At 67.9% G+C, this 21621-nt stretch carries 16 protein-coding genes; 12 read left to right on the top strand and 4 right to left on the bottom strand.

Annotated features, from left to right (window positions below):
- From AC1DU6_RS00735 to AC1DU6_RS00685, 11 genes are all read left to right on the top strand, one after another.
- Positions 1-1426, top strand: a 1426-nt coding sequence (locus tag AC1DU6_RS00735; protein ID WP_477855856.1) for a DUF5597 domain-containing protein, incomplete at its 5' end; no start/stop codon positions are given.
- A 4-nt stretch (positions 1427-1430) separates the two neighbouring features.
- On the top strand, positions 1431-3830 hold the full coding sequence (locus AC1DU6_RS00730; RefSeq protein ID WP_457324637.1) for a glycoside hydrolase family 95 protein: 2400 nt from the start codon (positions 1431-1433) through the stop codon (positions 3828-3830).
- 2 nt (positions 3831-3832) lie between these two features.
- A complete protein-coding gene (locus AC1DU6_RS00725) occupies positions 3833-5188 on the top strand; it encodes a GDSL-type esterase/lipase family protein (protein ID WP_477855855.1) in 1356 nt (451 codons plus the stop codon).
- A 103-nt stretch (positions 5189-5291) separates the two neighbouring features.
- Positions 5292-6659 carry a GH1 family beta-glucosidase gene (locus AC1DU6_RS00720; protein WP_477855854.1) on the top strand — a complete coding sequence of 456 codons (1368 nt, stop codon included), beginning with the start codon at positions 5292-5294 and terminating at the stop codon, positions 6657-6659.
- Positions 6660-6734: 75 nt separating this feature from the next.
- The gene (locus tag AC1DU6_RS00715; protein ID WP_457391292.1) at positions 6735-8198 is read left to right on the top strand and encodes a GH1 family beta-glucosidase; all 1464 of its coding nucleotides are present in this window, start codon (positions 6735-6737) and stop codon (positions 8196-8198) included.
- Between the two features lie 225 nt (positions 8199-8423).
- Positions 8424-9872, top strand: coding sequence for an MFS transporter (locus AC1DU6_RS00710; RefSeq protein ID WP_477855853.1), 1449 nt, complete (start codon positions 8424-8426; stop codon positions 9870-9872).
- 122 nt (positions 9873-9994) lie between these two features.
- A complete protein-coding gene (locus AC1DU6_RS00705) occupies positions 9995-11005 on the top strand; it encodes a glycoside hydrolase family 62 protein (protein ID WP_477855852.1) in 1011 nt (336 codons plus the stop codon).
- A gap of 61 nt (positions 11006-11066) precedes the next feature.
- On the top strand, positions 11067-12671 hold the full coding sequence (locus tag AC1DU6_RS00700; RefSeq protein ID WP_457320637.1) for a family 43 glycosylhydrolase: 1605 nt from the start codon (positions 11067-11069) through the stop codon (positions 12669-12671).
- Positions 12668-14251, top strand: a complete 1584-nt coding sequence (locus tag AC1DU6_RS00695; RefSeq protein WP_457320635.1) for a GH39 family glycosyl hydrolase — start codon at positions 12668-12670, stop codon at positions 14249-14251. The genes AC1DU6_RS00700 and AC1DU6_RS00695 overlap by 4 nt, the downstream gene beginning before the upstream one ends.
- Positions 14248-15462: a glycoside hydrolase family 5 protein gene (locus AC1DU6_RS00690; protein WP_477855851.1), complete on the top strand. Its 1215-nt coding sequence runs from the start codon at positions 14248-14250 to the stop codon at positions 15460-15462. The genes AC1DU6_RS00695 and AC1DU6_RS00690 overlap by 4 nt, the downstream gene beginning before the upstream one ends.
- Before the next feature lie 160 nt (positions 15463-15622).
- Positions 15623-18139 (top strand): hybrid sensor histidine kinase/response regulator, encoded by a 2517-nt coding sequence (locus AC1DU6_RS00685; protein WP_457320631.1) that lies wholly within the window; start codon positions 15623-15625, stop codon positions 18137-18139.
- Here the strand turns inward: AC1DU6_RS00685 and AC1DU6_RS00680 are convergent.
- The 3 genes from AC1DU6_RS00680 to AC1DU6_RS00670 form a co-directional block, all read right to left on the bottom strand.
- Positions 18136-18624 (bottom strand): DUF1579 domain-containing protein, encoded by a 489-nt coding sequence (locus tag AC1DU6_RS00680; protein WP_457320629.1) that lies wholly within the window; start codon positions 18622-18624, stop codon positions 18136-18138. The genes AC1DU6_RS00685 and AC1DU6_RS00680 overlap by 4 nt on opposite strands.
- Before the next feature lie 5 nt (positions 18625-18629).
- Complete coding sequence (locus tag AC1DU6_RS00675; protein WP_457320627.1) at positions 18630-19358, bottom strand: NIPSNAP family protein; 729 nt, start codon at positions 19356-19358, stop codon at positions 18630-18632.
- Positions 19359-19476: 118 nt separating this feature from the next.
- Positions 19477-19944, bottom strand: coding sequence for an Lrp/AsnC family transcriptional regulator (locus tag AC1DU6_RS00670; protein WP_477855850.1), 468 nt, complete (start codon positions 19942-19944; stop codon positions 19477-19479).
- A 103-nt stretch (positions 19945-20047) separates the two neighbouring features.
- On the opposite strand from AC1DU6_RS00670, the gene AC1DU6_RS00665 reads away from it, so the two are divergent.
- Complete coding sequence (locus AC1DU6_RS00665; protein ID WP_056194037.1) at positions 20048-20422, top strand: VOC family protein; 375 nt, start codon at positions 20048-20050, stop codon at positions 20420-20422.
- Here the strand turns inward: AC1DU6_RS00665 and AC1DU6_RS00660 are convergent.
- Entirely contained in the window at positions 20419-21573 is a 1155-nt protein-coding gene (locus AC1DU6_RS00660; RefSeq protein WP_477855849.1) for a CaiB/BaiF CoA transferase family protein, read from the bottom strand. The two genes, AC1DU6_RS00665 and AC1DU6_RS00660, sit on opposite strands and share 4 nt — an antisense overlap.
- Between the last annotated feature and the right edge of the window lie 48 nt (positions 21574-21621).

Here is a 21621-nt window from a genome sequence, read left to right as displayed (position 1 = left end):
GGCCAACACCGTGCTGATGCCGGTGGCCAGGGAGCAGGTCGAGCCCGAGGAAGGAAAATTCGACTTCAGCTTCGTCGACACCCTCGTCAAGGAGGCGCGCCGACAGAAGCAGCGCCTGGTGATCCTGTGGTTCGCCACCTGGAAGAACACCAGCGCCCAGTACACGCCCGCCTGGGTCAAGCTCGACCCCAAGCGCTTCCCCTTCAACGTCGACCGCGAAGGCAAGTCCAACTACAGCCTCAGCCCCTTCGGCACCGAGACGCTCAAGGCCGACAAGCGCGCCTTCGTCGCGCTGATGGCGCATCTCAAGAAGATCGACTCGGCCGAGCGCACCGTGCTGATGGTGCAGGTCGAGAATGAAGTCGGCACCTATGGCCTGGTGCGCGACTTCGGCAAGGCGGCCGAGGCGGCCTTTGCGCAGCCGGTGCCCGCCGCCGTGCTGGCACGCAAGAAGGCCGTCGTGCCGGGTGCTGCAAGCGGCAACTGGCGCGCCGTCTACGGCGACTACGCCGACGAATATTTCCACGCCTGGGCCATCGCCCGCTACATCGGCGACATCGCCGCGGCCGGCAAAGCCGTCTACGACCTGCCGATGTACGTCAACAACGCGCTGCGCAACCCGCTGGACCAGCCGCCCAAGCCCTGGAACAAGGACTTCGCCAGTGGCGGCCCGACCTGGGACGTCATCGACATCTACAAGGCCGCGGCACCCGCGCTCGACATCGTCGCGCCCGACATCTATCGGCCCGAGTTCGAGCAGGTGAACGCCAACCTGCGCCTGTTCCAGCGCGTCGACAACGCGTTGTGGGTGCCCGAGATCGGCAACGCGGCCGCTTACGGACGCTACCTCTACCCCGTCCTCGGGCACGGCGCCCTCGGCGTGGCGCCGTTCGGCATAGACTACTTCAACTACAGCAACTTCCCGCTCGGCTCCACATCGACCGACCGCGAGATGGTCGAGCCCTTCGCTCGCGTCTTCAAGATGTTCGCCCCGATCCAGCGGCAATGGGCGCAATGGGCCTTTGATGGCCGCACGCGTGGCGCCGCCGAGAGCGATGACCGCAAGCCGCAGCTGCTGGAGTTCCCCGGCTGGGTCGCGAAGCTGAGCTATCGCGAATGGCAGTTCGGCGAGACCAGCTGGAAGATGACCGACAAGTTCCCCGCTGGCACCGAGCAACCCGGCGGCGGCGTCGCCATCGCGCAGATCGGCGACGACGAATTCCTCGTCATCGGCCAACGCACCCGCGTGCGGATGGAGGCAGCGCCGGGCCAGAACGGCTTCATGCTGCGCACCGAGCAGGGCCGCTTCGACGACCAGGGGCGCTGGGTCATGGAGCGCGTCTGGAACGGCGACCAGGTCGACTACGGCCTGAACCTGCCCGCCGAGCCCGTCATGCTCAAGGTCAAGATGGGCCGCCCGCGCTGAGCCCATGAAGCAGAGCCTCCGATCACTGCGGGCCGCTGCAACGCTGCTCGCCTGCTGCCTCGCCCTGCCACTGCAGGCGGGCGAGCTGGTGCTGCGCTACGACCGCCCCGCAGCCGACACGGCGCAGGGCTGGGAGCAGCAGGCCCTGCCGATCGGCAACGGCCGCATCGGCGCCATGCTGTTCGGCCAGGTCGCCCGCGACCGGCTGCAGTTCAACGACATCACGCTGTGGACGGGTGATGCCCAGGCGCTGGGCGCCTATCAGGCGTTTGGCGACGTGGTGCTCGAACTCGACGGCGCCGACGCGCCCGTGGCCGACTACCGCCGCCAGCTCGACCTGCAACACGCCCGGCACCGCCTGAGCTACCGCCAGGCCGGCGCCGGCTTCACGCGCGAAACCCTGGCCAGCCAACCGGCCCAGGTCATCGCCTGGCGCCTCAGCGCCGACCAGCCGGGCCGCTACAACGGCCGCATCACGCTGGCCGACCGGCACGGCGCGGCGCTCACCGCGGTGGGCACCGCCCTCACCGCCACCGGCCGCCTGCCCAACGGCCTGGCCTATGCGAGCCAGCTGCGCGTCGTGCCGGAAGGCGGCTCGGTGACGGTGGACGGCAACACCCTGGTGTTCCGCGGCTGCGACGCGCTGACTGTCGTCCTCGGCGCCGGCACCAGCCATGCCGACGGCCGTGTCGACGGCCCGGCGCCGCTGCCACGCGTGCAGGCCCAGGTCGCCGCGGCCGCCGCCAGATCCTGGCCGGCGCTGCAGGCGGAGCACGAGGCCGACGTCAAAGGCCTGCTCGGCCGCGTGCAGTTGGACCTCGGCACCAGTCCGCCTGAGCGCCGGGCGCTGACGACCGACGCCCGCCTGGCCGCCTACACCCGGGACGGCGGCGACCCCGAGCTGGAGGCGCTGTACTTCCAGTACGGCCGCTACCTGCTGGTCTCCAGCTCGCGGGACTCCCTGCCCGCCAACCTGCAGGGCCTGTGGAACGACAGCCTGACGCCGCCATGGAATGCGGACTATCACAGCAACATCAACCTGCAGATGAACTACTGGCCGGCCGAGCCGACCAATCTGGCAGAGACGGCGCGGCCCTTGCACCGTTTCGTGCAGAACCTGATTCCCGCATGGCGCCGGCCCGTCGCCGAACGCGCCGCGCTGGCACTGAAAGACCCGAAGGCCCTGCCGGCCGAGACGCCCCCGTGGGACAACTCGGTGCAGCCGCCCATCGAGACCTTCCTGACTTCAGTGCGCCCCCAGGGCCGGACTGCGTCCAGCCCGCCCCCCGAGGGGGTTGCGGAACCTTGGGGCGGCCCGGCGGTTCCACAGCAGGCCCGGCCCATGCGCGGCTGGGCGCTGCGCACGGCGACCAATCCTTTCGGCGCCCAGACCTACCTCTGGAACATGACGGGCAACGCCTGGTATGCCCGCCACTTCTGGGAGCACTACGCCTTCACGCAGGACAAGGCCTTCCTGCGTGACGTGGCCTGGCCGGTGCTGAAGGAAGTCGGCGAGTTCTGGGAAGACCGGCTGGCGGAGACGGCGGACGGCAAGCTGGTAGCACCCAACGGCTGGTCGCCCGAGCACGGCCCCATCCAGGACGGCGTCGCCTACGACCAGCAGATCCTGTGGGACCACTTCGACAACATGGTGCAGGCCGCCGACGCGCTCGGCGACCGTGCCGCGCGCGACCATGCCGCCTCGCTGCGCGACCGCCTCGCCGGCCCGCGTGTGGGCAGCTGGGGCCAGTTGCTGGAATGGCAGGCCGAGCTCAAGGACGCTGTGCTGGACACGCCCAAGGACACGCACCGCCACGTCTCGCACCTGTTCGCGCTCTTCCCCGGCCGGCAGATTTCTCCGGCGCGCACGCCCGAGCTGGCCGCAGCGGCGCGCAAGACGCTGGAGGCCCGCGGCGACGTCAGCACCGGCTGGTCCATGGCCTGGAAGATGGCCTATTGGGCGCGGTTGCGCGACGGCGACCATGCGCACACGCTGCTGCGCGGTCTGCTGGCCACGCCGGGTGCCCGGGCCGCCCGCACCGGTGGTGAGGTGAACCAGGGCGGTACCTACCCCAACCTCTTCGACACCCACCCGCCCTTCCAGATCGACGGCAATTTCGGCGCGACCGCCGCCATTGCCGAAATGCTGGTGCAATCACAGGACGGCGTCATCGACTTGCTGCCCGCGCTGCCTGCCAGCTGGCCCGAGGGCTCGGTCAAGGGCCTGCGCGCACGTGGCGGCTTCGAGGTCGACATCGCCTGGGCAAACGGTCGCATCAAGAGCGCCACCGTACGCTCGGTGGCCGGCGCGGGCGGCGGCCGCGTTCGCATCGGCGAGCGCGTCGTCGCACTGAAGCTCAAGCCCGGCCAGTCGCGCACGCTGTCGTCTCAAGACTTGCTCTGATGATGAATCGCTTCCTGCTCGCCTTCGCTGCCCTGCTCCCAATGACAGCGCAGTCATTGGACCTGGACGTTGGCCGCCCCGCCAAGGGTTGGCAGATCGCCGTCACCGATTTCGAGGGCGAGGCCAAGCTCGTCGGCGACCGCGTCACCGTGCCCAAGCCCGCCAACCCACGCGTGCCGGACAGCCACGTCGCGGCCCGCCGTAGCGCTGACGGTGCGCTGACGCTGCAGTTCAGCAACTCCTGGATCGCCCAGGCCCGCTGGCAGGACGGCCCGCCGCTGGACCTGCGGCCCTACCTGGCCGAAGGCACCGTCGAATTCGACTTGAATGTCATCGATCTCGCCCATGGTGGCATGAAGTTCAAGCTGGGTTGCGGCAATGGCCGTGGACGCCCCCAAAGCCGGGCTGCGCCCAGCCCACCCCCCGAGGGGGCCAAGGAAACTTGGGACGGCCCGGCGTTTCCTTGCGAGCGCAAGATCCCCTTCCTGTTCGCCGGCCGAGAGCTGATCGGCAAAGGCCGTCAGCACCTGTCCTTTGCGTTGAAGTGCTTCTGGCGCGAGGGCGACGATTTCAGCGCCGTCAACGTGCCCTTCGCGCTGGAAGGCACGGGCAACGGCGAGCTGCAGATTGCCCACCTGCGCATCAACAAAAATGGCAAGGCGACCACCGCCTGCCCCGACTACCGCACCCAGTCCGTCACGCCCGAACGGCTGCAGGAATCCTGGGCCGCGGACTGGTGGCTGCCGCGCCATGAACAGAAGCTCGCCGAGATCAAGGCTCATCGCGAAGCGGGCCGGCGCGTGGACCTCGTCTTCCTTGGCGACTCCATCACACAGGGTTGGGAGAACGAAGGCAAGGCTGCGTGGGCAACGCATTTTGCGAAGCACAACGCCGTCGCCCTAGGCTTTGGCGGCGACCGCACCGAAAACCTGCTGTGGCGACTGCAGCATGGCGAGCTGGACGGCATGGCGCCGAAGGCGGTCGTCATGATGATCGGCACCAACAACACCGGCGACCGGCTGGAAGACCCGGCCTTCACGGTGGCTGGTATCCAGAAGAACCTCGACGAGATCCGCAAGCGCCAGCCCCAGGCCAAGGTGCTGCTGCTGGCCCTGTTCCCACGCGGCGAGAAGCCCGACGACCTGACCCGCAGGCACAACGACAGGATCAATGCGCTGCTGCCCGCGTTGGCCGATGGCCGCCGGATCGTCTTCCTGGACATCGGCCGCGCGCTCGCGAATCCGGACGGCACACTCTCCAAAGACATCCTGCCCGACTGGCTGCACCTCAGCCCGCAAGGCTATGAAATATGGGCTCGCAGCCTGACAGCGACCCTGACCCCGTGGCTGACGCCCTGACGGCCGAGCACTCTCCCTCTCCTGGATCGCTATGACTGCCTCTAGCTCCTCCGATTTCATCCGCGGCATCGTCGCAACCGCCCCATTGCCGCAGGATGGCTCCTTGACAGACAACCTCACCTTGACCTACGCCAGCCCCTTCCCTGCCGACTTCCTCTTCGGCGTTGCCGCCGCCGCGCCGCAGATCGAGGGCGCGGCCTTCGAGGACGGCAAGGGCGAATCCATCTGGGACCGCTTCTGCCGCCAGCCCGGCAAGGTGCACGACGGCGACACCCTGGACGTCGCCTGCGACCACTACCACCGCTTCGACGCGGACTTCGCGCTGATGGCGTCGCTGGGGCTCAAGCACTACCGCCTGTCGCTGGCCTGGCCGCGCATCTACCCGAACGGCGACGGTGAGCTGAACCAGGCCGRCCTGGACTTCTATCACCGCCTCTTCGCCAGCATGAAGAAACACGGCATCGAGCCGTGGGTGACCCTCTTCCACTGGGACCTGCCGCAGGCGCTGGAAGACCGCGGCGGCTGGACGTCGCGCGTGACGGTGGACGCCTTCGGTCGCTATGCCGACACGGTCGTCAAGGCCTTCGGCGGCGTCGTCAAGCACTGGATCACGATGAACGAGATCCGCTGCTTCACCGAACTGGCCTATCGCTGGGGCACCAAGGCGCCGGGCCGCACCGAGAGTGCCGCTGTCGTCAACCAGACCTTCCACCACGCGCTGCTGTGCCACGGCCACGGCGTGCGCGCGGTGCGCGAGTTCGGCGGCGCGGGTGCGGTCGTCGGCCTGACGGACAACCTGGACGTCTGCATTCCCGTCACCGAGACGCCGGCCGACATCGCCGCGGCCAAGGCTTGGTTCCTGGAGAAGAACGCCCATGTGCTGGGCGCCATGCATGCCGGCCATTACCCGGCCGACTACCTCGACCGCGTCGGCGCCGACGCCCCCCAGGTCCAGCCCGGCGACTTCGACCTCATCAGCCTGCCGACCGACCACCTGGGCCTGAACATCTACACCGGCACCTATGTGCGCGCCGGCAAGGACGGCGCCGCTTTCGAGGCCCTGCCCAACCCCGTCAACTACCCGCGCGCCGACAGCCCCTGGCTGCGACTGGTGCCGCAGTCCATCTACTGGGCGACGCGCCTGGCCGCTGAGTGCTACGGCCACRCYTCGCTSTACATCACCGAGAACGGCTGCGGCTACAACGACGAGCCRGTCGTGAACGGCGAGGTGCTGGACCTGCACCGCCGCGACTTCCTGCGCAGCCACCTGCGCGAAGCCCACCGCGCCATCGGCGACGGCGTGCCGCTGAAGGGCTACTTCCTGTGGAGCTTCATCGACAACTACGAGTGGGAGGACGGCTACCAGCGGCGCTTTGGCATCGTGCATTGCGACTACGAGACGCAGGTGCGCACCCCGAAGCTGTCGGCGCTCTATTACGCCGATGTGATCCGCGAACGTCGCATCCTCTGAAATGAAGCGGGTCCTATATTCCCTCGCACCGCGGCGGGCCTTCGCCCCACGTGCGGCCTACCGAGGACCATCCAGATGACTTCCTTTCGCCCCCTGCGCCGCCGCCAACTCTTCGCCGCCGCCGCGTTGCCCGCGCTGGCCACAGCTTCGCTGGCCGCCACGCCACAGCGCCGCAGCGCACCAGGCGTACTGACTTACGAAAGCCCCTTCCCCGCCGACTTCGTCTTCGGCGTCGCCGCTGCCTCCGCCCAGCTCGAGGGTGCGGCCTTCGAGGACGGCAAGGGCGAGTCGGTATGGGACCGCTTCAGCCGCATCCCCGGCAAGGTCCACAACGGCGACACGCCCGACGTCGCCTGCGACCACTACCACCGCTTCGACGAGGACTTCGCGCTGATGGCCTCGCTGGGGTTCAAGACCTACCGCCTGTCCATCGCCTGGCCACGCATCTACCCGAACGGCGATGGCGCGCTCAACCAGAAGGGGCTGGACTTCTATCACCGCCTCTTCGCCAGCATGAAGAAGCACGGCATCGAGCCCTGGGTGACGCTCTTCCACTGGGACCTGCCGCAAGCGCTGGAAGACCGCGGCGGCTGGACGTCGCGCGTGACCGTCGACGCCTTTGCGAAATATGCCGACACCGTCGTCAAGGCCTTCGCCGGGGAGGTGAAGCACTGGATCACGTTGAACGAGATCGTCTGCTTCACCTTGTTTGGCTACGGCACCGGCGGCAAGGCTCCGGGCCGCAAGGAAAGCGCCAAGGTCGTCAACCAGACCTACCACCACGCGCTGCTCTGCCATGGTCATGGCGTGCGTGCCGTGCGCAAGTTCGGTGGCGCTGGCGCCGTCGTCGGCCTGACCGACAACTGCGGCGTGTCCGTGCCCGTGACGGAAACGCCTGCCGACATCGCCGCCGCCAAGGCCTGGTTCGTCGACCGGAACGCCCAGGTGCTGGGCGCCATCCATGCCGGCAAATACACCGCGAACTTCCTGGCACACGTCGGTGCGGATGCGCCCGACGTGCGGCCCGGCGACTTCGACCTCATCAGCCTGCCGACCGACTTCCTGGGCCTGAACATCTACAGCGGCACCTATGTGCGCGCCGGCAAGAACGGCGCCGCCTACGAGGCCCTGCCCCACCCCGTCAACTACCCGCGCGCCGACAGCACCTGGCTGCGCCTGGTGCCTCAGTCCATCTACTGGGGCACGCGTTTCAGCCATGAGGTGTACGGCCACCAGGCGCTCTACATCACCGAGAACGGCTGCGGCTACGACGAGGAGCCGGTCGTCAACGGCGAGGTGCTGGACCTGCACCGCCGCGACTACCTGCGCAGCCACCTGCGCGAGGCCCACCGCGTCATCGCCGCCGGCGTGCCGCTGAAGGGCTACTTCCTGTGGTCCTTCATCGACAACTACGAGTGGGAAGACGGCTACCAGCGCCGTTTCGGCATCGTGCATTGCGACTTCAAGACGCAGGTCCGCACGCCCAAGCTGTCGGCGCGCTATTACGCCGAAGTCATCAAGACGAGAAGAATCCTGTGAGATGGAGCCCCTCGTCCAAGGCGTACCTTGGCCGGTCTTGCAGACCGCGCTGCGSCTTGCGCCGCMGCCCTTCGGCAGGCACATCCMGCCCACCGGGCGCGATGTGTCCGGCCTCAGCCCCCGCGGGGACGGCGATGCTCGCGGCGTTGAGCCGCGAGCACATCGCCAAACGCGGGCCGGCTTGGGAGCGGCCCGGCGCTCGGTCCGCAAATTCTGGACACTGAAATGAATCCGCAAACCCTGACTCTGAACGTGGCGCAAGCCGTACCGCCTGCCGACCGCCTGCCCATGCGGCAGAAGATCGGCTTCGGCCTGGGCTCCATCCTCGACATGTGGGGCCACTGGCTCTACCCGTCGCTGGCCTACCAGGTCTTCAACATCTTCCTCGGCGTGGCCCCTGGCCTGATCTCGACGGTGCAGATGATCAAGATCTTCATCGACGCCGGCTCGGACGCGGTGTTCGGCTGGATCTCGGACAACACGCGCACCCGCTACGGACGCCGGCGCCCCTTCATCCTCGTCGGCGGCATCCTGGCCGGCATCGGCCTGCCGCTGATGTTCGCCGTCGGCAAGGGCTGGACCGACACGCAGTACTTCATCTTCATGCTGGTCAGCATGGTGATCTACGTGCCGGTGATGAGCTGCTTCAACATGCCCTGGAGCAGCCTGGGCGCGGAGATGACGCCGGACTACCACGAGCGCACCACCGTGATGGCCATCCGCAATGCCATTCAGAAGGGGCCGGAGCTGGCGATGTTCTTCGCCGCCCAGTTCACGACGCTGGCCATCTTCAATGACGCGAGCACCGGCAAGCCCGACCTCCTGCGCGGCGCCCAGACCTATTGCGCCATCCTCGGCGCCATCATGGTGGCGGTGTCCATCGCCATCTTCCTGCTGGTGCGCGAGCGCTACTACGAGAAGCTGGTGGCGCGCACGCAGACACACATCCCGTTTGCCGACACCCTGTGGCGCACGCTGCGCTGCAAGCCCTTCCGACGCATCCTGGGCATGATGCTGGCCTATGGCATGGGCACGGCCATGGTCGGCACCCTGGGCTACTACGCCACCATCTACTACGTCTGCCAGGGCGACATCGTGCAGGGCGCCAAGTGGAACACGGCCATGGGCCTGGCGGGTATGGCCTTCGGCTTTGCGGGCATCCCCTTCTTCGCGTGGATCGCGCGTCGCCACGGCAAGCGCGCCGGCCTGGCCACGGTGTTGGTGATGGCCATGTGCGCCTTCATCGGCGACTGGTGGCTGTACAACCCCGCGCTGCCTTACCTGCAGCTGCTGGCCTGCGGCTTCGTCGCCTTCACGGGCGCGGGCTTCTGGACGCTCTACAACGCCACGCTCGGCGACGTGGTCGACTATGACGAGCTCCAGACCGGCCAACGCCGCGAAGGTTCGTTCTCGGCCTGCCAGTCGTGGATCTCCAAGGTCGGCATGGCCATCGGCTGGGGCGCGTCGGGCTGGATCCTGCAGTTCACGGGCTTTGACGCCAAGCTGGAGGGCGCACAAGACCCCAATGCCATCTTCATGATCCGCATCCTGCTGTCCAGCATTCCGGTCATCGGCCTGGTGCTGGCCCTGGTGTCGCTGCTGCGCTTCGAGCTGACCGAGCAGCGCATGGCCGAGATCCGCGTGCAGCTGGAAGCCACGCGGGGCCGCGTATGACGCCGGCACGCACCGATTCACTGAAAACATCAAGCCCGAAAACATCCATCGCTGAAGTCATGCGCAATTACAAATCTCCCTTGAACGGTTTCAACGCACTCTGGTTTGCCTCCTGTCTGGCATTGAGCACCTTCGCTCACGCGGCGGAGCCCGCGAATCGGGCCCAGGATTTCGAATGGAAATCCAGCGAGCCGCTGGTCAGGCCGCCGGCCGACGCAAAGCACATCTTTGGCGTCAAGGACCCCTCCATCGTCTATCACGACGGCCGCTACCACGTCTTCATGACCACGGCGGGGACGAATGGCTGGGGCATGGCCTACGCGAGCTTTGCCCGCTGGGAGGACGCACCCAATGCGCCTCTGTTCATGCTCGACAAGTCCCCCATCGGGCCCGGCTACCGCGCCGCACCCCAGGTCTTCTACTTCGCGCCGCAAAAGCTCTGGTATCTGATCTACCAGGGCGGCGACCCGCTGTATTCCACGACCAAGGACATCAACGATCCCCGCTCATGGACGGCACCGCAGCCCTTCTACAAGACCATCCCGGATAGCGTGAAGGACGACAAGGGCCAGGCGACCTGGCTGGACTTCTGGAATATCTGCGACGACAAGAAGTGCCACCTCTTCTTCACCGGCGACAACGGCAGCTTCTATCGCGGCGAGACGACGATCGAGCGCTTCCCTCAGGGCTTCTCCGAGCCGGTCGTCGTCATGAAGGAAAAGCGCGACGACATGTTCGAGGCGAGCAACACCTACAAGATCGCCGGCACCAACCAGTACCTGACGCTGATCGAGGCCATGCGGCCAGGCGGCCGGTATTTCCGGGCCTGGACCGCTGATCGCCTGGACGGCAAGTGGCAGCCCGTTCCCGGCGCCGAGATGAACAGGTTCGCCGGCGCAGACAACGTCAAGTTCAACGGCCGGATCTGGTCCGAAGGCGTATCCCATGGAGAAATGATCCGCGACGGTGTCGACCAGACGCTGACCATCGACCCCTGCAAGCCGCTGAGATTCCTCTTCCAGGGCCTGGACATGGAAAAGGGCAAGAAGTACGACTACATCGAACTGCCCTATCGGCTGGGGCTGATCACCGCCACGGCCCCGAATGCCATCAGCGCAATGTGCTCGAAGTGAACGACCGCGTTGCCGCGCCCACCGCAAGCGCCTGAATCGAACAACATTCCTGGAGACATCGATGTGGACTCGCCGTGCGTTTCCCGCCATCCTGGCCGGCACTGCGGCCGGCTCAAGCACGCTTGCCCGCGCGTCGACGACGGATGCCACGCCCGGATCTCGTAGTTTCGCCTTTGGCATCGAAGGTCAGCGCAAGGCCGACCTGGGCAATGGGACCTATCTGAATCCCATCGTGCCAGGCGACCACGCCGACCCGACCATCCTGAAGGACGGTGCCGATTACTACATGACGTTCTCGTCCTTCCAGTCCTACCCGGGCGCCGTCATCTGGCACTCGCAGGACCTGGTGAACTGGACGCCCGTCACCGCGGCCCTGCATCAGCCCATCGGCACCGTCTGGGCGATGGACCTGATCAAACATCAGGGCCGCTACTTCATCTACATCCCGGTGCTGCAGGACGCCGGCACGGGCGTCTATGTCATCCACGCCGACGACATCCGCGGGCCATGGAGCGCGCCCATCGATCTGAAGATCCCAGGCTGCATCGACCCCGGCCATGTCGTGGGTGAGGACGGACGGCGCTACCTCTTCGTCAACGGCGGCCGCCGCGTGCGGCTCAAGGACGATGGCCTCGCCACCGACGGCGCGTTGGAGAACAACGCCTGGACACCTTGGCAATACCCCAAGGACTGGGTCGTCGAGATGTTCGCGCCCGAGGGGCCCAAGCTGCTCAGGCGTGGCGAGTGGTTCTATCTGATCTCCGCCGTCGGCGGCACGGCGGGGCCGCCGACCAGCCACATGGTCACCGTGGCGCGCTCACGCTCGGTCCACGGGCCCTGGGAGGACTGCCCGCAAAACCCTATCGTGCGCACGAAGAGCGCCGGCGAGCCCTGGTGGTCGCGCGGCCACGCCAGCCTCGTCGAAGGGCCGGCGGGGGACTGGTGGATGGTCTATCACGGCTACGAGAACGGCATGCGCACGCTGGGCCGCCAGGCGCTGCTGGAGCCCGTCGAGTGGACCCAGGACGGCTGGCCGCGCGCCAAGGGCGGCACGCTGGACAAGCCCCTGCCCAAGCCGCGCGGTGGCAAACGCGGCCCCGCGGGCTTCGCGCTGTCCGACGATTTCTCCAGCGGCAAGCTGGGCCTGCAATGGGCCTTCCATGCGCCAGGGCCCGATGAAGCCAAGCGCCTGCGCTTTGATGAGAAGGCCCTGACCATCCGCGGCAAAGGCAAGGCCCTGCCCGACTCCTCGCCGTTGACCTGTGCCTGCGGCGACCGCAGCTACGAGGTCAGTGTTGAGCTGGAGATCATCGGCGACGGCCATGGTGGCCTGGCGCTGTTCTACGAGGAGCGCGGCCACGTCGGACTCGGCTTCAGCACCACGCAGATGCTGACCTATGGCTATGGCCAGGAGCACTCGTGGATGCGAGAGAACATGGCCACCCGCCGCGTGCACATCCGCCTCGTCAACCGCGAGAACGTCATCACTTGGCACACCTCGCACGACGCTGGCAAGAGCTGGAAACAGCATTCCTGGCAGATGGAGGTCTCCGGCCTGCATCACAACGTGTTCGGCGGCTTCGTCAGCCTGCGGCCTGCGCTGTTCAGCGCCGGCGCCGGTGAGGTGCGCGCCCGCAACTTCGTCTACAGAGGACTCCCGACATGACTTCACTCCGCTCCCTGCGCCGCCGCCAGTTGCTGGCCGCCACCGCCCTGCCCCTGGTTGCCCCCATGACGCTTGCCGCACCGCAACAGCGCCGCATCGTGCTCGACGTGGCCCAGGCCAAGGAGCCGCTGGACCGCTTCTTCGACCACTGCGTCGGCGCCGACTACCCCGGCACGACCTACCGCCCCGATGCGCTCGCGCAGCTGAAGACCGCCGTCGATGAACTGGGATTCCGCTACCTGCGCTTCCACGCCATCTTCCACGACGTGTTCAAGACGGTGACACGCGACGCCGCGGGCAAGCTGGTGTTCGATTTCACCGGCATCGACAAGCTCTACGACGCGATGCTGGCCCGGCGCATCAAGCCCTTCGTCGAACTGGGCTTCACGCCGCTGGCGCTGAAGACCTCGGACAACAAAATCTTCTACTGGCAGGGCAACACCTCCCACCCCGAGCCCGCCGGTTGGGTGGCGCTCATCGACGCCTTCATCCGCCACCTGCTGGAGCGCTACGGCGCGGCTGARGTGCAYGACTGGTACTTCGAGGTCTGGAACGAACCCAACCTCGACGGCTTCTGGGAGAAGGCCGATCAAAAGGCCTACTTCGACCTCTACACCCGCACCGCCAAGGCGATCAAGGCCGTCAGCCCGCTGCTGCGCGTGGGCGGCCCGTCCACSGCCGGCGCGGCCTGGGTGCCCGAGTTCCTGGCCCACGCCAAGGTCACCAACACGCCGGTGGACTTCATCACGACGCACACCTATGGCGTCGATGAAGGCTTCCTCGACGAGTTCGGCAAGGAAGACCGCAAGCTGTCCAAGTCGCCCGACGCCATCGTCGGTGACGTGCGGCGCGTGCGCAAGGAGATCGAGGCCTCGCACCTGCCAGGCCTGCCGCTGTTCTTCACCGAGTGGAGCAGCAGCTACAACCCGCGCGACCTGGTGCACGACTCGTACATGAGCGCGCCCTATGTACTGAGCAAGCTGAAAGCTTCGCAAGGACTCGCCCAGCACATGAGCTACTGGGTCTACAGCGACCTGTTCGAGGAACCCGGCCCGCCGGACGCGCCCTTCCACGGCGGCTTCGGCCTGATGACGCGCGAGGGCATCCGCAAGCCGGTGTGGTTCGCCTACCGCTACCTGGCCGCACTGCAGGGCAAGGAAGTGCCGACCAGTGACCCCTCCACCTGGGCCGCGATCGACGGCGACCAGCTGCAAGCCATCGTCTGGGACTGGCGCCAGCCCGACCAGACGGCCAGCAACCGCAGCTTCTTCGGCAAGCCGCAGCCGGCCCGGGACGCGGGCAGCGCGACCGTCGAACTGCGCCATCTCGCACCCGGCCGCTACCAGCTCACGCAGCGCCGTACCGGTTTCGAGGTCAACGACGCCCACACCGCCTACCTGAAAATGGGCTCGCCGAAGAACCTCGATGCCAAGCAGCTCGCCACGCTGCAGGGGCTGACGACCGACAAGCCGGAAGTGCAGCGCGAACTCCAGGTCGGCGCCAATGGCTCGGCCACGTTGACGCTGAAACTCCGCAGCCACGACGTCGTGCTGCTGAGCCTGAGCAAGATGGCGCCATGAAGCGGCGCGAGGCCGTACTGGGCCTTGCGGCCGGCCTGGCGGGCTGCGGCGGAGGTGGCGGCGCAGCGGTGAGCGCGGCACCGTCACCCGCACCCGCGCCGGCCCCCGCCCCGGGCGGCTCGCCCTATCCCGACTACAACATCGCGCCCGCGGCGGCCGACACCACCGGCATGGCCGACTCGGCCGTGCAGGCCGCGCAGAAGATGCGCACCGGCCTGAACATCGGCAACACGCTGGAAGCGATGGGCGGCAAGAGCGAGACCTACTGGGGCAACCCGAAGATCACGCGCGACTTCGTGCAGTTCATCAAGACCAGCGGCTTCAACGCCGTCCGGCTGCCGACATCCTGGGATCAGTACGCCGATGCGACGACCGCCAGGATCGACCCTGCCTGGCTGGCCCGCGTCAAGGAGGTCGTCCAGTACTGCATCGACGCCGACCTCCACGTCATCGTCAACATCCACTGGGACGGCGGCTGGCTGGAGGAGCACTGCACGCCCGACAGGCAGGTCGCCAACAACCACAAGCAGCGGGCCTTCTGGCAGCAGATCGCGACCCAACTGCGCGACTTCGACGGGCGGCTGCTGTTTGCCAGCGCCAACGAGCCCAACGTCAAGACGGCCGAACAGATGGCCGTGCTGATGAGCTACCACCAGACCTTCATCGACACCGTGCGCGCCACCGGCGGCCGCAATGCCCGGCGCAACCTGGTCGTGCAAGGGCCGTCGACCGATGTGGAGCTCACCAAACAGCTGATGACGGGCTGGCCGATGGACACGACCAGCGGCCGGCTGATGGCGGAGATCCACTACTACACACCGTGGAACTTCGCCGGCATGACCAAGGACGAGACCTGGGGCAACCAGTTCTTCTACTGGGGCCAGGGCAACCACTCCACCACCGATACCGCCCACAACCCCACCTGGGGCGAGGAGGACGCGGTGGACAGCCTGCTCGGCTCGATGAAGACGCGCTTCGTCGACAAGGGCATTCCCGTCATCGTCGGCGAGTTCGRCGCCCAGCACCGCACCACGCTGACCGGCGAGGCGCTGCGGCTGCACGAGGCCAGCCGCGCCTACTTTTGCAAGACCGTGGCGCAGAGGTCCCGCGCCTTCGGCCTGGTGCCGTTCTACTGGGACACGGGCTCGCTGCTGGATCGCAGCCGCAACGTCGTGCTGGACGCCAAGGTGCTGGACGCGTTGACGGGGTGACCCCATGACCCTGCCCGTCACGGGACGCCGGCGCCGCCATCCCGTGAGGGCGGCGCTTCAGCTCAAGGTGTAAACGGGCGTCACCCGTCGCGCGAGCCGCCACGCAGTTCGACTATCCTGTTAGCAAGCCCGGCAGCCTCGGGCGCCTCAGGGAGCCGACTTGGAATCAAGCAGCCTGCCCCGGGAGGGCGGTGTTCCCACTGAAACCGCGCCGGCGCACGCTCGGCCGGCCTTTCTGCTGGACCAGCCGGCCGGCCCGCGCGAGCGCCGTCATGCGCTGATCGTCGCGCTGCTGTCGGTGGCCGTGTTCGCGGCCCTGCTGCCCTTTGCCAAGCTCAAGCTGGCGGCGGTGCCGGCCTTCATCCCCATCTACGAGTCGGCCCTGGTGCTGACCGACCTCATCACGGCCGTGCTGCTGTTCGGCCAGTACCGCATCCTGCGCTCCCAGGCCCTGCTGGTGCTGGGCTGCGGCTATCTGTTCACGGCCGCGATGGCGACGGCCCATGCGCTGAGCTTCCCGGGCCTGTTCAGCGCCAACGGCCTGCTCGGTGCGACGACGCAAACCACCGTCTGGCTCTACATGCTGTGGCATGGTTGCTTTCCGCTCTTCGTGCTCGGCTATGTCGCGCTGAAGAGCAGGCCGCAGTTCACCGTGCCGACGTTGACCTGGCCCGCACTCACGCTGCTGGCCGGCGCCGGCTGCATCGCGATGACCACGCTGGGCCATGACTGGTTGCCCGAGCTGCTGGTGGGCGGCCGCTACTCGCTGGCCTTCCAGGTCACCGTCGGCTGCGTCTGGGCCTTCAGCCTCGTCGCCCTGGCCGCGCTGTGGCGCCAGCAGCCGCGGACCGTGCTGGACCTGTGGCTGATGGTGGTCAGCCTGGCCTGGCTGTTCGACATCGCACTGTCGGCCATGCTCAACGCGGCGCGCTTCGACCTCGGCTTCTATGCGGGCCGCATCTACGGCCTGCTGGCCAGCTCGGTCGTGCTGATGGAACTGCTGCTGGAAAACAGCGCGCTGTACGCGCGTCTGTTCAAGGCCTACGAGGCCGACCACGCCCAAGGCGAGGCGCTGGCTGCCGCACGCGACCAGGCCGAGGCCGCCAACGCCGCCAAGAGCCTCTTCCTGGCCAGCATGAGCCACGAGATCCGCACGCCGATGAACGCCATCATCGGCCTGACCAACCTCGTGCTGGAGACACGGCTGGACCCGCGCCAGCGCGACTACCTCGGCAAGGTGCAGACCTCGTCCAAGGCCCTGCTGACCCTGCTCAACGACATCCTCGACTACTCCAAGATCGAGGCCGGCAAGATCACGCTGGAGGCCGAGGAGTTCGGCCCCGAGGAGCTGATCGAGAACGTCGGCCATCTGTTCTCGGCGCGGCTGGAAGAGGCCGGGCTGGACCTGCTGTTCGAGTTCGACGAGCGCCTGCCGCATCGCCTGGTGGGCGACAGCCTGAGGCTGACCCAGGTGCTGAACAACCTCGTCGGCAATGCCATCAAGTTCACGCCACGCGGCGAGATCGTCGTGCGGGCGGACCTGGTGGGCGAGCACGACGGCCGCATGCGGCTGCGCATCAGCGTGCGCGACACCGGCATCGGCATGACGCCCGAGCAGGTGGATCGCCTCTTCCAGGTCTTCGGCCAGACCGACGCCTCCATCGCGCGCCGCTACGGCGGCACCGGCCTGGGCCTGGCCATCTGCAAGCGCCTCGTCGAGCTGATGGACGGTAGCTTCGAGGTCAGCAGCCTGCCGGATCAGGGCAGCACCTTCTCCTTCACCTGCGACTTCGGCAGGGCCAGACCGGGCGCCGAGCGCATCGACCTGCACCGCATCCGCGGCATGCGCACCCTGGTCGTCGACGCTCAGCCCACCGAGCGCCTCATCTTGCAGCAGATGCTGCAAAGTTGGCGCTTCCAGGTCGGCGTGGCCTCGTTCGGCGACGAGGCGCTCTACCGCCTGCGCCAAGCCGACCCGGCCCACCCCTACGAATTGCTGCTGCTGGACTGGAAGACGGCCGGCGCGGACTTCGTCGACACGGCCCGCCGCGTCGCGGCCGAGCGCGGCGTGCCGCCACCGGCCGTCATCGCGCTGGGCAGCCTGCATGCGAGCGAGCGCGTCGCCGAAGAGCTGCAGGGCCGCGCCGGCACCCAGGTCCTCGTCAAGCCCGTCACACCATCGCGCCTGTTCGACGCCCTCATGCAACTGCAGCGCGGCGAGCCGCCGGCCGCAGAGGCGCCGACAGGCGGCAGCATGGCCGACCTGGCCGAGACCATGCGCCCCCTGCACGGCGCTCGCGTGCTGCTCGTCGAGGACAACCCGGTCAACCAGCAGGTGGCCTGCGCCTTCCTGTCCATGGTCAAGCTCGACGTCGAGGTGGCCGAGAACGGCCTGGAGGCAGTGGAGCGCCTCCAGCACGAGTCCTTCGACGCCGTGCTGATGGACATGCAGATGCCCGAGATGGATGGCGCGACGGCGACGCGGCTGATCCGCGCCATGCCACAGCACGCCCGCCTGCCCATCATCGCGATGACGGCCGGCGCCATGGAGCACGACGTGCAGGACTGCCTGGCCGCCGGCATGAACGCCCACGTCAGCAAGCCCATCGATCCGCGCCAGCTGGTGCGCACGCTGCTGGCCTGGGTGGCGCCGCCGGCCCGCGCGCAGCAAGGTTAGGAGGGATCGGGCACGCGCTCGAAGTCCATCTCCCAGTTGACCTCCCAGGTCTGGCCTCCATCAGCCGAGAAGGCCTGCTGCCAGTGCGGCCGGCCCGTGGTGGTGTTCGTCCAGCGATAGCGCACGCGGATAGGCTGGCCACGCAGCGCATCGTCGCACTGGAACTCGCCGACACCCTCGGCAAAGCCGCCCACCACCGGCGGGTCCAGGCGATGCGGATTGCGGCCGTCCACCCACCAGATGGCCCATTGGCTCGTGGCCGGGTCGAAGGTGCGCATGGACAGGGCGCGGTAGGGGCCGGTGGGCAGTTCCAGCACGTTGTCGTCGATGTTGCCAAGGCCGTCGAGCAGGGGCCACATGCGACAGCGGCCGTCGAAGTTTTCCCAGTCCTCGCAACCGAGCAGGCGCTCCTTGAGGCGGCGGTGGCTGACCTTCCAATGGCCAATGAAGAAGTCGAAGTCATGCGGGGTCGAAGTCGTGTTCATGATGTTCAGGTGTGAAGGGCGGAACGGGCCGTGGGCACCAGGCGCAGGGTCTGGGTGGGCTTGGCCAGCCAGGGCTGAAGTGATGCGGCGAAGTCCCGCGACAGGGCAGCCCTGGCGTCATCGAACAAGGCCAGGGAGACCAGCACGTGTTCGCCTTCGCGCACCGGCAGGCGCGGGAAGTTGTTGGGCGTGGCCTCGGTGACATACCAGGCCAGCTGTCGGGCACCGGCCGCACGCAGCGCATCGCTGAGCGGGCCGCGGGCAAGGCCCAGCAGGTCAGGGCCGGCCGGCGCTTTCAGGTGAAAGACCGTCGCCAGCAAAAACCCGGGTGGCAGCGCCGTCGCGCCGCGTTCGGCGCGGGGCAGCGCCGGCTCAGGCAGCGCGGCGCCATGCCAGGCCGGGCGCAGCAGCAACACGTTGTCGGAATCGATCATGGTCGCGTTGGCCGTGTTGCGGTGCTGTGTCCAGACCGGCCCGCCATAGAAGGCAGGCAGGCCGTCGCCGCGCGCGGCCATGTCGGCGAAGCCGCGCAGCCAGACAAAGCGGTCAGGCCCGTCCAGGTCGCGGAACTGGCCCAGCACGCGGATGCCGACGGCCTCCTGCGCGGCGACGAACTCGCGGTCGAAGAGCTCGATCAGCGTGTCGCGTTTGCCCGGGTGCAGGGTGTACTGGCGCAGTTCGACGACCTGACAGTCCGGCGCGACGGGCGGTGTGGTTTCGAGAGGCAGAGGCATGGTTCAGAGTCCACGGAGTTCAAGGTCCGTGCAGTCTGCGCCGCCATACCTGTCAATGCATGACGTGTTTTACGACGTGCCGACATCGCATCGACGCCCGAAAACCGCCGGCCGCGCGTCATTCGGGCACCGGCAAGCTGAGACCGCGCTTGAGCACGCCCATCGCGACCTGGGTGGTGTAGCGACGCACGTTCGGGTTGTCGGCCAACAGCCGGGCCATCAGCGCTTCATAGGCGGTCGTGTYGGGGGCAGCGACGACAAGCACGAAGTCGTTCTCGCCGGTCACATAGAAGGCCTGCTGCACGGCGGCCTCGGCGTCCAGCCAGGCGCGCAACCGCGCCATCGGCTCGGGGCGCTCGCTGTCGACCTGCAGGGCGGCGATGAAGGTGGTCGGCCGGCCGATCTGGGCGGCGTCCAGCACGGCGACCTGGCGCTGGATGACGCCCTGCTCGCGCAGCCGCTTCAGCCGCCGCTGGATGGCCGAGGCCGACAGGCTGACATGCTCGGCCAGCTGCTCGGCGGTCAGCGCGGCGTCCTGCTGCACCAGGGTCAGCAACTGGCGGTCAAAGCGGTCCAGCTCGGTCATCGTCGGAAATTGCGGCCAAACGGCAAGGGAGCCGCGCATCTTGCCGGATTTCGCCGCGACACCCTTTCTAGGATGACAGGCGTCCCCACAGGAGTTTTTCCCGATGATCGATCACGTGTCCCTGGGCACCCGCCGCTACGCCGAGTCGGTGGCCTTCTACAGCCGCGTGCTGGCGCCGCTGGGCCTGGCGCTGCTGCGCGATACCGGCAGCGAAGCCGCCTTCGGCACGCCCGAGCGCTGGTGCTTCTTCCTCTACCCGGTGCCCGAAGACGAGCCGGTAACGGCGCGCGGTGCCCACATCGCTCTCGGCGCTCCGGACCGCATCGTCGTTGCAGCCATACATGAGGTGGCGCTGGCCTCGGCGGCTCGCGACATCTTCACGCCACGCCCCCGGCCCGACATCAGCGAGACCTACTTCGGCGCGATGTTCCATGACCTCGACGGCCATCGCATCGAGGTGCTGACGAACGCGACCTAAGGCTTGAGCTCGTCGTCGTGCTGGCCGAGGGTCGGCGCGGCGAACGGCTCCGGCCCGGGCGTCCTGCCGAAGACGATGGGCCGCGTGACGCCGCGATAGCTGCCGACGGTCGCGTGCTCGAGGTCGCCGACGATGCCCTCGGCCAGCACCTGCGGATGCTGGAACATGTCCTCGACCTGGCGGGCCGCTGCGCAAGGCACCTCGTCGCCGAACAAGGCCTCCCACTCCAGCGCCGTGCGCGTGGCCAGGGCCGCATGCAGCCTCGTCAGCAGCCCGGCGGCGTTGGCGGCGCGCTTCTTGACGGTGTCGAAGCGCTCGTCGGCGGCGAGATCATCCAGGCCGGTGATGCGGCACAGCGCCGCCCAGAAATGCGCTGTGTTGGCCGAGATGTAGATATGACCCTCACGCGCCGGGTGGATGCCGGTGACGCCGCCCGAGCGCATGTCGCGGCCGATGTCCAGCGGCTCATCGCCGGCCCAGACCAGGCGGGCCGACTGCATCGTCAACGCGCTGCGCAGCAGCGACACACCGACGTACTGGCCGCGCCCGCTGCGCTCGCGCTCGAACAGCGCCGACGCGACACCTGAAGCGACCAGGGCCGCCGCGTAGTAGTCGACCACCGAGMCGTAGAGGATCTCCGGCGGCCCGCCGCGCTTGCCCTGCAGGGCGCACATGCCGGTCAGTGTCTGTAGCACCTGGTCGTAGCCGGCCTTGTCCTTCAGCGGGCCGGTCTCACCGTAGCCGGTCACGGCGCAGTAGATGAGGCGCGGGTTCAGCAGCTCCAGCTGCTCGTGGGCGATGCCCAGGCGCTTGGGCACGCCGGGGCGGAAGTTGTGCACCAGCACGTCGGCCTCGCGCACCAGGCGCAGCAGGGCGGCGAGATCGGCGGGCTGCTTCAGGTCCAGCACGACGCCACGCTTGCTGCGGTTCACGCCGATGAAGGCACGGCTCTCGGCAGCCAGCGTGGACGGGTAGTTGCGCAGGTTGTCGCCGGCCGGCGGCTCGACCTTGAGCACGTCGGCGCCCTGGTCGGCCAGCAGCGTGCAGCCATAGGGCCCGGCGATGTAGGCACTCAGGTCGAGCACGCGCACGCCGCTCAGTGGCCCCGGCGGGCCGGGTCGGGTGGAGGGAGGGAAGGCAGCGGCGTTCACGGCGGGGGGCTCGTCAGGATGGCGGCAGTCTGGGCCAGAAGCCCGGCG

This window comes from Roseateles sp. P5_B10 (genome assembly GCF_056400485.1).
This window is presented reverse-complemented; position numbering and strand designations above follow the sequence as displayed.

Coding starts and splice junctions, on each gene's coding strand:
- AC1DU6_RS00730 (WP_457324637.1), top strand. CDS start 1,431: ATGAAGCAGAGCCTCCGATCACTGCGGGCCGCTGCAACGCTGCTCGCC.
- AC1DU6_RS00725 (WP_477855855.1), top strand. CDS start 3,833: ATGAATCGCTTCCTGCTCGCCTTCGCTGCCCTGCTCCCAATGACAGCG.
- AC1DU6_RS00715 (WP_457391292.1), top strand. CDS start 6,735: ATGACTTCCTTTCGCCCCCTGCGCCGCCGCCAACTCTTCGCCGCCGCC.
- AC1DU6_RS00710 (WP_477855853.1), top strand. CDS start 8,424: ATGAATCCGCAAACCCTGACTCTGAACGTGGCGCAAGCCGTACCGCCT.
- AC1DU6_RS00700 (WP_457320637.1), top strand. CDS start 11,067: ATGTGGACTCGCCGTGCGTTTCCCGCCATCCTGGCCGGCACTGCGGCC.
- AC1DU6_RS00680 (WP_457320629.1), bottom strand. CDS start 18,624: ATGAACACGACTTCGACCCCGCATGACTTCGACTTCTTCATTGGCCAT.
- AC1DU6_RS00675 (WP_457320627.1), bottom strand. CDS start 19,358: ATGCCTCTGCCTCTCGAAACCACACCGCCCGTCGCGCCGGACTGTCAG.
- AC1DU6_RS00665 (WP_056194037.1), top strand. CDS start 20,048: ATGATCGATCACGTGTCCCTGGGCACCCGCCGCTACGCCGAGTCGGTG.